The 11,431-nt window shown below is 46.5% G+C and carries 10 protein-coding genes and 1 pseudogene; 6 read left to right on the forward strand and 5 right to left on the reverse strand.

The window, feature by feature from the left end; translation table 11 throughout:
* Positions 1-141: 141 nt before the first annotated feature.
* The 3 genes from JJU34_RS13390 to JJU34_RS13400 form a co-directional block, all read right to left on the reverse strand.
* The gene (locus JJU34_RS13390; RefSeq protein ID WP_228692886.1) at positions 142-1,206 is read right to left on the reverse strand and encodes a FecR family protein; all 1,065 of its coding nucleotides are present in this window, start codon (positions 1,204-1,206) and stop codon (positions 142-144) included.
* 14 nt (positions 1,207-1,220) lie between these two features.
* Complete coding sequence (locus tag JJU34_RS13395) at positions 1,221-1,862, reverse strand: RNA polymerase sigma factor (protein ID WP_228692887.1); 642 nt, start codon at positions 1,860-1,862, stop codon at positions 1,221-1,223.
* A gap of 285 nt (positions 1,863-2,147) precedes the next feature.
* A complete protein-coding gene (locus JJU34_RS13400) occupies positions 2,148-2,351 on the reverse strand; it encodes a DUF6364 family protein (protein ID WP_228692888.1) in 204 nt (67 codons plus the stop codon).
* A 662-nt stretch (positions 2,352-3,013) separates the two neighbouring features.
* Between JJU34_RS13400 and hisG the strand changes: the two genes are divergently transcribed.
* The 4 genes from hisG (at position 3,014) to hisB (ending at position 7,442) form a co-directional block, all read left to right on the forward strand.
* A complete protein-coding gene (gene hisG, locus JJU34_RS13405) occupies positions 3,014-3,874 on the forward strand; it encodes an ATP phosphoribosyltransferase (RefSeq protein ID WP_228692889.1) in 861 nt (286 codons plus the stop codon).
* A 108-nt stretch (positions 3,875-3,982) separates the two neighbouring features.
* The gene (gene hisD, locus JJU34_RS13410; RefSeq protein WP_228692890.1) at positions 3,983-5,275 is read left to right on the forward strand and encodes a histidinol dehydrogenase; all 1,293 of its coding nucleotides are present in this window, start codon (positions 3,983-3,985) and stop codon (positions 5,273-5,275) included.
* A 1-nt stretch (position 5,276) separates the two neighbouring features.
* Positions 5,277-6,329, forward strand: a complete 1,053-nt coding sequence (hisC, locus tag JJU34_RS13415) for a histidinol-phosphate transaminase (RefSeq protein WP_228692891.1) — start codon at positions 5,277-5,279, stop codon at positions 6,327-6,329.
* Positions 6,330-6,341: 12 nt separating this feature from the next.
* Positions 6,342-7,442: a bifunctional histidinol-phosphatase/imidazoleglycerol-phosphate dehydratase HisB gene (hisB, locus tag JJU34_RS13420; protein ID WP_228692892.1), complete on the forward strand. Its 1,101-nt coding sequence runs from the start codon at positions 6,342-6,344 to the stop codon at positions 7,440-7,442.
* Between the two features lie 50 nt (positions 7,443-7,492).
* Here the strand turns inward: hisB and JJU34_RS13425 are convergent.
* Positions 7,493-7,594, reverse strand: a pseudogene (locus tag JJU34_RS13425) (DUF2200 family protein); the annotation flags it as partial.
* Positions 7,595-7,600: 6 nt separating this feature from the next.
* Positions 7,601-8,830: a GTP-binding protein gene (locus JJU34_RS13430; RefSeq protein ID WP_228692893.1), complete on the reverse strand. Its 1,230-nt coding sequence runs from the start codon at positions 8,828-8,830 to the stop codon at positions 7,601-7,603.
* A gap of 472 nt (positions 8,831-9,302) precedes the next feature.
* Here JJU34_RS13430 and JJU34_RS13435 point away from each other — a divergent pair, with 472 nt between their 5' ends.
* Together JJU34_RS13435 and JJU34_RS13440 are read left to right on the forward strand one after the other, a co-directional pair.
* On the forward strand, positions 9,303-10,103 hold the full coding sequence (locus tag JJU34_RS13435; RefSeq protein ID WP_228692894.1) for an alpha/beta hydrolase: 801 nt from the start codon (positions 9,303-9,305) through the stop codon (positions 10,101-10,103).
* On the forward strand, positions 10,100-11,233 hold the full coding sequence (locus tag JJU34_RS13440; RefSeq protein ID WP_228692895.1) for an ATP-binding protein: 1,134 nt from the start codon (positions 10,100-10,102) through the stop codon (positions 11,231-11,233). Before JJU34_RS13435 ends, JJU34_RS13440 begins: the two co-directional genes overlap by 4 nt.
* Positions 11,234-11,431: the final 198 nt, after the last annotated feature.

Here is an 11,431-nt window from a genome sequence, read left to right on the forward strand (position 1 = left end):
TGAATTGTTTAAGAATTGTGCTTGAACCATGCCTTGTCTTCTTTCCACGGACACAAGGCGGTAGAAGGCAGCGTCCCGTTCCCCCCAGAACGGATGCTGCCTTTGATGATTAACTGCTGTCTTCGAAATAGTCCATAGGGTTTACTTTGGATTGTTGATCGTTACTTTTTTACCTTCTATTTTATAGGTAGTACCAGAAGTATAAAAAATCCCTGCCAGCACATTATCCAGCATCTCGTCTTGGTACACACCGGTATAGGCCCATCCCCGGGGTACTCTGCCATTAACCTGCACCTCTACACCATACCAATTTTCAATTTTTTGCTTTACGGACTCGAAGGTATCTTTCTTGAACACCAATTGCTTTTCTTTCCAACCCAGCACCTCCAAGGGATCAAAGGCAGTTTTGTAAAACTCCCCTCCTTCTTTCATCACCAACATCTCACTCGGCACTAATTGCACCTGACTCCCCTTATCATCCTTGACCCGAACTTTACCGGTCACCAAGGCTACCGCCAGTTTGCCTCCCTCCTGCTGATTCACATTAAAGCTCGTGCCCAATACCTCTACCCGTGCATTGCCTGTCCGGACCACAAAGGGTCTATCGGATTCCGGCTGAATATCAAAGAACGCCTCCCCGGTTAGGGAAACTTCCCGGAGATTGGAGTCAAATTCCTTTGGGTATTGAATGGAGCTGCCTGCATTCAGGTACACTTTGCTTCCATCCGTCAAGGTAATGAGTGACTTTACTCCGGCCGGATTTTCCTTGGTCACCAGAGGGATCTCCTCCGCCACGTCGGCTACCTCTTCGGCTGTCTGAAACATCAGGGCAACACTCATCCATCCGCAGAAGCCAAGTACCAATACTGCGACTACCTTTCGCAATGTCAGAAAACCTAATAGGTGCCCAACCCCTCGTCCATGGGGTTTCATATACTCCATGGGTCCTGTAAACCGCACGATATTTTCAAAGGTCTCTACATACACCGTATCGGTGACAGGAATAGTACTTCGGTACCGCACCGCACGTATTAGCTGGGCAGCCTCCTGAACGATAGTCCGCTTCTCCGGATGCTCCTGCAACCACTTTTCCCAAAAATGGCGATTGTTTTCATCGGGGAACTTGACCCACTGAATGAAAAACTCATCCACCAGGAAATGCTCTAGTTCGTACTCTTTATACCTCATATCGGTCGGATATTCCATAAGTTTGCTCGCTTCTATGATTCGCTCCTTTTTAACAGCGCCTTGAGGCTGTCCAATGCCCTGTAGATGATTTTCCGCGCCGACTTTACCTCGTTTAATTCCATCACCTCCGCTATTTCCTTGTAGCTCATCCCTTCCTCATATAGCAATAAAACCGCCTGCCGTTGCCTGCTCGTTAGCTGACTCAATGCCTGCTGAATCTTGATTTTTTGCTCGCTTTCCCGCTCTTGCTGTATGAGCTTTGTCTCAAAGGACACTTCAATGTCAAAAAAACCTTCGCCCAGCGTCTCCGTACTGACTTTGTTGCCTTTTTGCTTTGAGAGCTCCCGAATCAAATCCCGTTGCAGGCACTTGTACAGGTAGGACTTGATGCTCGCTACGGCACTCAAACCCCCACGCTTTTTTCTCAGCCCGATAAAGATGTTCTGTATGCAGTCCTGGACCATGGCCTGATCCTGAGTGATTTGGCTGCCAAAGCGAAATAAGTTCGGTGCGTGGACCCGGTAGATATAATTAAATGCCATTTCGTCGCCTTCATCGAATGCTCTCCAAATTTCCAGATCTGCTTTGTCTTTGAAAATCTCCATGGTAGCCGCATGCCGGTACGGCAGAGGGATATCGGGTAGGGTGGTTCTATTTTTCGGGTTTATACTCATGAGCGCGGGTTATTTCGCCTTCCTAACCTAAAGAGGAACAAACCACCGAAAATGACCCCATTATTATTTTAAAAAAAATGCAGTTGGCAAAATTTTACAAACGGTATATTTAATTTAAACAAAATATAGCCTATACATACAAGCGTTCTACTTACTATACCGGTACGAAAAAGCATGAAAAATCCACAAAACAACCAACATATTCCGCGAAATCGATCCGAGCTGACACCTGAAAAAAATAACTTCATGACCGGGATGCCTCCAACATTAGCAAAAAATTATTTGTTAGGCAGCTGGCAAATCAATTACACCGATCAAACTCTCCACTAGAAGGCTAATCGCAGTCTCTTCGGCATCTTTTCTTTGTTGGGTGATGGCGCCAAAGTGAGATTGAATCATCTTTGAAAGACTGGTCTTTTTTTTATGATGATAAATCTTAGCTCTTTTGATAAACTGATCATGAAACCTTAGTGTCAATTTAGTCTCCATAGACGTTTCTATAAAGTAAGTTCAAACATTACTATAGTACACGTCAATTGCTGCGGTATATTACGGAAAAACAAATCACCGCAATGAACACGTACGTCTTTTTAACCGACCAAATCAACCCGTTCACCTGCTGGATACCCGTGTTAGTCGATTAATTTTCAAATTCCAATCATCAAGTGGTAACTTTATTTTCGTAATCAGCCGGATATCAATAGATCATCCACCGCTGATGGAAGTTGGTTTGTGTGGTTAGTTTGTGAAGTTGGTGTGCAGTTGGCTGGTGTAGTTGGTTGTGTAGCATGTGAAGGTGGTTAGTTGGGTTATTTTTTTAACTGGCAATTTTTTAAAGAAAGTCGCAGCTAAAGGCTTAATTCCTCCGGAAGCATATTCCGGAGGATTTTTTGTTTGCACCCAACCCACAAAATGGTAGGGATATTTGGGATGTTAGAAATCGCTCGCTAAATTTGTCGGGAAGTTATGAAGCCAGTGCGCAAACATAGTGTCTCTCATTCGATTTTTTCCCATCCTACCTTGCATGGGCACCACCGGCTTTGCCACCATGGCAACTAAGCGGCCGTCCCGTATCCCCATGCACTCATTTTGGATCATACGTTGAATCCACTAACCCAAATTCCCTTATCATTTAATCTCTAAATACTTTCATGGAAAACATCATACGAATTGCCGTACAAAAAAGTGGTAGATTAAGCGAAGATTCCCTAAGCCTGATCAAGGAATGTGGCATCAAGTTTTACAACGGTACCGGCAAGCTCAAATCCACCTCCACCAATTTTCCGATTGAATTTTTGTTCTTGCGGGATGACGATATTCCGGGTTACGTCTCCGATGGCGTGGCAGACTTGGGAATAGTAGGTGAAAACGAGCTGGTGGAAAAAAACAAGGAAGTTACCGTAGTCAAGAAGCTGGGGTTTTCCAAATGCCGTCTTTCCCTAGCCATTCCAAAGGGGGAAGAATATGCCGGTATCGGCCATTTTGAAGGCAAAAGCATTGCGACGTCCTACCCCAAAATACTGGGAGACTACCTGGAGAAACACCGCGTAAAAGCTGAGATCCATGAAATCAGCGGCTCCGTGGAGATTGCCCCCAGCATCGGCCTTGCAGAAGGGATCTGTGATATTGTAAGCTCCGGATCCACCCTGATGATGAACGGACTGAAAGAAGTAGAAGAGATATTCCGATCGGAGGCGGTATTGATAGCGGATCCAAAAATCTCCCCTGCCAAGCAAGACATTGTGGATAAACTGCTCTTCCGAATGAATGCCGTGCAAAAGGGAAAGAGCAACAAATATGTATTACTGAACGCTCCAAATGCTTCCTTGGACCGTATCGTCTCCCTGATTCCGGGAATGCGAAGCCCAACCATCCTGCCGCTGGCCCAAGAGGGTTGGTCCTCGGTACATTCCGTCATCGCCGAAGACCAATTTTGGGAAAACATCGAAGAACTGCGGGCCGCAGGTGCAGAGGGCATCCTAGTGGTTCCCATTGAAAAGATGGTCCTCTAGTAAACCGGTAATGACATAAACAAGCCTCTTAAACGAGGATCCGCCTTCCATCCGACGTTTTTCCAATCACATGGCAGGTATCAACGCTGAAAAGACACTACTAATCCTATGAAAGTCCTTGTAAATCCCCCACGAAATAGCTGGAAAAAAGAACTGGCCAGGCCAGCCATCAAGCTAAAGGATATCGAAAAAATCGTGAAGCCCATCATGCAAAAGGTGAAACGCCAGGGAGACAAAGCCCTGCGCAAATTTGCTTTGGAGTACGATCACGTGGAAATCGACCGGATGCTGGTTACGAAGGAGGAAATCGAAGAGGCAAAAGGTCTGGTGCCCGCAGAGTTAAAACAATCCATCCAACAGGCCCTGGAAAACATCACGAAGTTTCACCAAGCCCAAAAAACGCCCGATCTGGAGATGGAAGTCATGGAGGGCGTGACCTGCATGCGCCGCAGCGTTCCTGTGCAAAAAGTTGGCTTGTACATCCCAGGTGGTACCGCGCCACTTTTTTCTACCGTCCTCATGCTGGGAGTACCCGCCAAGCTGGCCGGATGCGAGGAAGTAGTGCTTTGCTCCCCCCCCAACGCCGAAGGTAAAATTCACCCTGCTATCCTATACACAGCAGACTTGGTAGGCATTCCGACCATCGTGAAAGCAGGGGGTGCACAAGCCATTGCCGCTTTTACGTACGGTACCCAGTCCGTGCCCAAGGTAGATAAGATTTTTGGCCCGGGTAACCAGTACGTGACTGCAGCCAAACAACTGGCCATTAAAAAAGGCGTGGCCATAGACATGCCTGCCGGCCCTTCGGAGGTACTTGTGTATGCCGACGAAACCGCCATTCCGGCCTTTGTAGCTGCTGATTTGCTCTCGCAGGCCGAGCATGGGATTGACTCCCAGGTGGTGTTGGTGTGTTCCTCCGAAAAAATCACCAAAAAAATCCTCAAAGAAGTGGATGCCCAGCTAGCCAAGCTGCCCCGTCAAAAAATCGCCCAAAAAGCCCTGGACAATAGCGTGGCTATCGTGATGTCAAACCAGGACAAAGCCATCGCGCTGATCAACGAATACGCCCCCGAACACCTTATTCTATCCGTCGCCGACGAAGACGAAGTTGCCGCTCGGATTGTCAATGCCGGATCGGTGTTTTTGGGTAATTATACCCCGGAATCAGCGGGAGACTATGCTTCCGGTACCAATCATACCCTGCCCACCAACGGCTACGCAAGAAACCACAGCGGCGTGTCCCTGGACAGTTTTGTCAAGAAAATCACCTACCAAAAGATCACCGAAAAAGGACTGCTTAACCTAGGACCTACTGTGGAGGTGATGGCTGCGAGCGAATCTCTAGATGCCCATAAAAACGCAGTGACCATCCGTATAAACCACATCAACGGCAAGGATTAATATGGAATTTGACCTGAATAGACTGTTAAGGCCCCACATAGCCACCCTCAAGCCCTATTCTTCGGCCAGAGACGAGTATAGTGGCAAGGAAGGGATCTTTCTGGACGCCAACGAAAATCCATTTGGTTCCATCACCGAAGAGGTCTTCAACCGCTACCCGGACCCCTATCAGAAGGATCTAAAGGCACGCATCGGACAGATCAAAGGCATTGACCCCAGTCGCCTTTTTCTGGGAAACGGCAGCGATGAGGCGATTGACCTGTTGTTCCGGGCATTTTGCAGGCCCGGCGTGGACAATGTTATTCTATTGCCTCCTACCTATGGCATGTACGAGGTAAGTGCCGGCATCAACGACGTGGCGACCATTAAAGTCCCGCTGACTGCCGATTTCCAGTTGGATGTCCCAGCCATTCTGGCTGCCTTCAATCCACAGTCCAAAATATTGTTTATCTGCTCGCCAAACAATCCTTCAGGCAACAAACTGAACCGCACCGATATTCGGACACTGATCAGCAGCTTTGAAGGTTTGGTAGTGGTGGACGAGGCCTACATCGATTTCAGTGACGAGCCAAGTTTTATCGGCGACCTGGACCACCATCCCAACCTGTTGGTTATGCAAACATTCTCCAAAGCTTGGGGGTTGGCCTCCTTACGGTTGGGAATGGCCTACGCGTCGGCAGAGATTATCTCCATTCTGAACAAAATCAAACCACCCTATAACATCAGCGGACTTACCCAAGCAAAAGTATTGGCAGCATTGCAAGATTTAAGCAGCATGCACCGCATGACTGCCGACATACTGGATGCCAGGGAACAATTGCAGTCAGGCTTGCTAAAACTGCCTGCAGTTCATAAAATCCATCCTTCCCATGCCAACTTTCTGCTAGTACAGATCAATCGACCCAAAGAAATCTACAACGAACTGGTACGGCATAAAATCATCGTGCGGGACCGCTCTAAGGTCACCCTTTGTGAGGGGTGCCTACGGATAACGGTCGGTACCCCCACCGAGAATAAGCAACTCTTGGAAGTCCTATCCCAGATCACCTCCTAAACCTACGTTCGAATGCGAAAGAAAATATTGTTTATAGACCGGGACGGAACCATCATCAAGGAACCACCCACCGACTTTCAGGTGGATAGCCTGGAAAAATTGGAGTTTTTGCCAAAGGCCATTTCCAACCTGAGGAAAATCGCCGAGGAAACTGAATTTGAACTGGTCATGGTGACCAACCAAGATGGACTGGGTACCGACTCCTTTCCAGAATCGGATTTTTGGCCAGCACAGTATAAAATGCTGAAGACCTTGGAGCAGGAGAATGTATTCTTTCGAGCCATCCACATAGACAAAACGTTCGAACATGAGAATGCTCCTACCCGAAAGCCTGGGATAGGGATGCTTAGCGAATACCTCAATGGGGAGTACAACCTGGCCGAGTCCTATGTGATCGGAGACCGGAAGACTGACGTGCAACTCGCGAAGAACCTGGGAGCCAAAGCCATTTTCATCGGAGAGGAATCCGTGGGGGGTGCATCCCTGACCACGACCGATTGGGATGAAATCTACCGGTTTCTGCGCATGCCTCCCCGGGTGGCTACCGTAACGCGAAATACGTCTGAAACTCAAATCCACATCGAACTCAACCTCGATGGAACAGGAAAAAGTGAGATTTCCACCGGCTTGGCCTTTTTTGATCACATGCTGGATCAATTAGCCCGTCACGGCTCCTCCGATCTTAAAATCAACGTAAAGGGAGACCTGCACATCGATGAACATCACACGATCGAGGATACGGCACTGGCACTAGGCGAGGCCTACTTAAAAGCGCTTGGGGATAAAAAAGGCATCACCCGCTATGGCTTTTTACTCCCCATGGACGACAGTCTGGCCCAAGTGGCCATCGACTTTGGTGGGCGTCCCTGGATTGTTTGGGACGCGGAGTTCAAAAGGGAAAAGATAGGCGATCTACCTACGGAGATGTTTTTCCACTTCTTCAAATCCTTCAGCGACACCGCTAAATGTAACCTAAACATCAAGGTAGAAGGAGACAACGAACACCATAAAATCGAGGCAATCTTCAAGGCGTTGGCTAAATCCATCCGAATGGCGGTAGCTAGGGATATCCATCGCCTGAATCAACTACCCAGCACCAAAGGGGTGCTTTGAGCATACCGGCTCCACTTCGTTGCCGATTTGGAGCCTATTTTTTTCCACCATCAGCCGGTACGCATGAATTTGTATACCTTCTTACCCTTAGCCAATTCATCGACCACTTTATCCAAGTACCGAACCTTACGGGTAATCGGATTATTGATTTTTTAACGCTAAATCTCTCTTGGGAACGGATCCTTGAATCTAATTTTCTTGTCAAAAAACAACTGCTCCTCATCCCGCAGCAGACAGGCCTCCAACTCTAACAGTAAGCGCTCTTTGTCCAGATCCTGACCGATAAATACCAGCTCGTTCATCCGGTCTCCCCATTGCTTACTCCAGCGGCTCTCAATTGCCTGCTGATTTTCTAGAAAAGAAGCATATTTCATCCGTTGAGAAAAGGGCATGCTGCACCACCATACTCCTGCCCGCTCCATGCGGGAGGAGCCTCCGGCCTGGGAAAAACTAAGGGCATCATCGGGTCGGGAAGCGAGCCAAAAAAGACCCTTGGCACGAATTATACCGCTTGGATAACCGTGATTCAGATACCTCCAAAAACGCTCTGGATGAAAGGGCTTTGGGTTACGAAACACCATTGACCCAATTCCATATTCCTCCGTTTCGGGGGTATGGAACTCCGCTTGAAGCTCCCTTTGCCAGCCAGCCGAGTTCTGCGCCTCATCAAAATCAAAGAGTCCGGTATGTAAAATTTCCGAAGGAGCAACCCTACCAAATTCAGCTTGCAAAATCTTTGCTCCGGGGTTTAGCTTTTGAATCGCTGCTTTCAGCATGCCCAGCGTCTTCTTATCTACCAGGTCGGTCTTATTGAGAATAATCACATTGGCGAATTCAATCTGATCTGTCAACAGATTGACGATTGTCCGATCATCACCCTCCATATCCGTAAGATTTCGGTCTTGTAGCCGCTCATTTGTGCCAAAGTCCTGCAAAAAATTGAAACAATCCACTACGGTCACCATCGTATCGATGTAGCTAAATCTAGACAGATCTATCCCATTTTCCTCATCTACGAACGAAAAGGTCTGGGCCACAGGAACCGGTTCGCTGATACCTGTACTCTCTATCAAAAGGTAGTCAAAACGCCTTTCCTTTGCCAGCTTCTCCACTTCTACCATCAGGTCTTCCCTTAGGGTACAGCAAATACAGCCATTACTCATCTCTACCAAACGTTCTTCCGTTCTGGAAAGCGCATTTTCCCGCAGACCACCCGGAAGATCACTATCCACCAAGCGGGCATCGACGTTTACTTCACTCATGTCGTTGACGATTACGGCAACTTTCAGCCCCTCCTTATTGTGTAACACGTGATTCAAGAGGCTGGTTTTACCTGCACCCAAAAATCCACTTAACACGGTAACGGGTAGTTTTCTTTCGTACATCATCCTTTCATTTAAGCTAAAAACAGACGTATTCCCAAACGCCTTATGAAATGCAAATATACCTAATAATACTTAAACGCAACATTGTTGCATTAAAAATATTACAGAAAGGCATATAGCCAACGCTCCCAATTTATCCGTTCAAAGGCAGAAAAAATCTACTCAGTGCGGTGACATCCAACATCAAGCTGTAGCTGGACATTTGGTGTGCGTATTGTTGTACTATTTTTTATTCATAGACGGATTGAATTAGACCATTGTAATGGGCTGGAAGTCGGATAAGTGAACTTTTTTAAGTATGTTTACCACTAAACCTATTCAATAAGAAATGAAAAGATGTAGGCAATCGACACAATAAAAATCAAAATCGGATATCAATTACTTAACCAATGAGCAGTATTTAAGCGGTTTATACCCCCAAGCGCTCGCAATAAAAAAACCTCGAGGTAGTTTTTGAAGTCTAAATTTTATAAGCATGGAAGTTGCGGTAAGGAACAATGTGAAAATCTCAAACAATAGAAAACAGCCCATGGTGTTTGCCCATGGGTATGGATGCGATCAGAATATGTGGCGTTTTGTGGCACCGGAATTTGAGAAGGAGTACCAAGTGATTTTATTCGACCATGTAGGATCGGGAAATTCCGACCAACGTGCCTACAACTTTGAAAAGTATAACACCCTCCAGGGATATGCGGATGACCTTATTGAAATTTGCGATAACTTGAGCCTTAAAAACGTGATTTTTGTGGGACATTCGGTGAGTAGCATGATAGGAGTACTCTCCCAAATTTCCAGGCCGGATCTTTTTGATCGATTGGTTTTGGTAGGCCCCTCACCGTGCTACATCAATGAAGAGGGATACGTGGGAGGATTTAATCGGCAGGATATTGATGAATTGGTTGATACCCTTGAAAGTAACTATTTGGGCTGGTCGAGTTTTATTACGCCCGTAATTATAGGCAACCCGGAAATGCCTGAGTTTTCCGAAGAACTCAAAAACAGCTTTTGCAGTATGAACCCTGAAATTGCAAAGCATTTTGCCAAGGTAACTTTTTTGGGAGATAACCGGAAAGATCTGCCTCGTGTTACCGCTCCGACGCTGGTCATTCAATGTCACCCGGATATCATCGCTCCCGTTCAGGTGGGTGAGTATGTGCATAAACAAATCCCCAACAGTCAGTATGTGTTGCTGGATTCTCCTGGGCACTGTCCGCACCTCACAGCACCAGACAAAGTAATCCGTTGCCTACAACCCTACTTGAAATCAACCCAGTGAAAACAGGTATAACATTTGAAGAAGACGCCGAGGACCTGTACCAAAACGCACCTTTTGGTTACCTATCAATCCGCACAGGCGGGGTTGTCGTGAATAGCAATACCACTTTGTTGAAATGGTTGGATTATGACCGGGCTGAAATCATACACCAAAAATCTATTCAGGATTTATTGACCATAGGCGGCAAAATCTACCTAGAAACTCATGTTTTCCCTTTGCTGCAGATGCAGGGAGAGATTACCGAAATCAACCTGGAGTTGGTAGATAAACATGGAAAAAAGCTTCCCGTGTTGATCAATGGCAGACGTGTTATGGGGCAATCAGCATCTGAACCGATATACCGTTTTTCACTACTGAATATTTCCCAGCGAAAACAGTACGAATTAGAATTGATGAAGGCTAGAAAAGAAGCAGAGGAGACTGTCAAGCGGCTAAAGCAAGTTAACCAAGCCCTAGAGCAATTTGCGTACATCGCGTCCCATGATCTTCAGGCACCTTTGAATACAATTTCTGGTTTGATTAACTTGATAGGAACAAAAGGCCATATCCAACAAGGAAGTGAGCTGGATAGCTATTTTTCCTTGATCAAAAGAAATTCCTCGCGCATGAAATTAATGATCAATGATCTGCTTGAATACGCCAAGATAGATGGAAAAGATGTGGAGTTTACCAAATGTTCGCTAAATGAAGTTTGCGAGATTTCGCTAGAGCTTATCAACGATCAAGTTGTAGACAACGAAGCGACGTTCGCGATACCCGAATTACCAATGGTTAATGGCGATAAACTCCAACTAGTCCGTCTCTTTCAGAACCTTTTTGGCAATGCTATCAAATATCGGTCTGAATCAAATCCCTGTATCCAAGTTGATTTTGAAGACCGACAAAATGATATCAAAGTATTTGTCCGGGATAATGGGACAGGCTTCGATCCGGAATATGCTGAACAGGTATTTGGATTTATGAAGCGGCTACACAGCCATGACAGTATCCCGGGAACCGGCATAGGATTGTCAACCTGCAAGCGCATTGTTGAAATCCACAAAGGAACCATTGGCGTGACCTCTGCGCCGGGGAAAGGAAGTACCTTTTTTTTCACCTTGCCTAAATCACCCACCCAAGCGGATCTATAGCTTTTTGAAAGGTAAACCGATCGGGATAAAACGAAAAAAAGCTATGAAACAATGTCTCATAGCTTTAGTCAATTAACAATAAACCCAAAATAACCTGCTGTAGGAGAAGGATTCGAACCTCCACGGGGCAGTTAGGCAAAACACGAGCTCCATGTTTGCTTTGTCCTTAGCTCCCCACCCCCGAGACCGGAGGGCATG

It is taken from the genome of Lunatimonas sp., assembly GCF_020832325.1.
GTDB lineage: Bacteria > Bacteroidota > Bacteroidia > Cytophagales > Cyclobacteriaceae > Lunatimonas.

Bases quoted from the DNA above. Each gene is read 5' to 3' on its own strand.
- JJU34_RS13395 (WP_228692887.1), bottom strand. From the start codon at position 1,862: ATGAGTATAAACCCGAAAAATAGAACCACCCTACCCGATATCCCTCTG.
- JJU34_RS13430 (WP_228692893.1), bottom strand. From the start codon at position 8,830: ATGATGTACGAAAGAAAACTACCCGTTACCGTGTTAAGTGGATTTTTG.
- hisB (WP_228692892.1), top strand. From the start codon at position 6,342: ATGCGAAAGAAAATATTGTTTATAGACCGGGACGGAACCATCATCAAG.
- hisG (WP_228692889.1), top strand. From the start codon at position 3,014: ATGGAAAACATCATACGAATTGCCGTACAAAAAAGTGGTAGATTAAGC.
- JJU34_RS13390 (WP_228692886.1), bottom strand. From the start codon at position 1,206: ATGGAATATCCGACCGATATGAGGTATAAAGAGTACGAACTAGAGCAT.
- JJU34_RS13400 (WP_228692888.1), bottom strand. From the start codon at position 2,351: ATGGAGACTAAATTGACACTAAGGTTTCATGATCAGTTTATCAAAAGA.
- JJU34_RS13435 (WP_228692894.1), top strand. From the start codon at position 9,303: ATGGAAGTTGCGGTAAGGAACAATGTGAAAATCTCAAACAATAGAAAA.
- hisC (WP_228692891.1), top strand. From the start codon at position 5,277: ATGGAATTTGACCTGAATAGACTGTTAAGGCCCCACATAGCCACCCTC.
- hisD (WP_228692890.1), top strand. From the start codon at position 3,983: ATGAAAGTCCTTGTAAATCCCCCACGAAATAGCTGGAAAAAAGAACTG.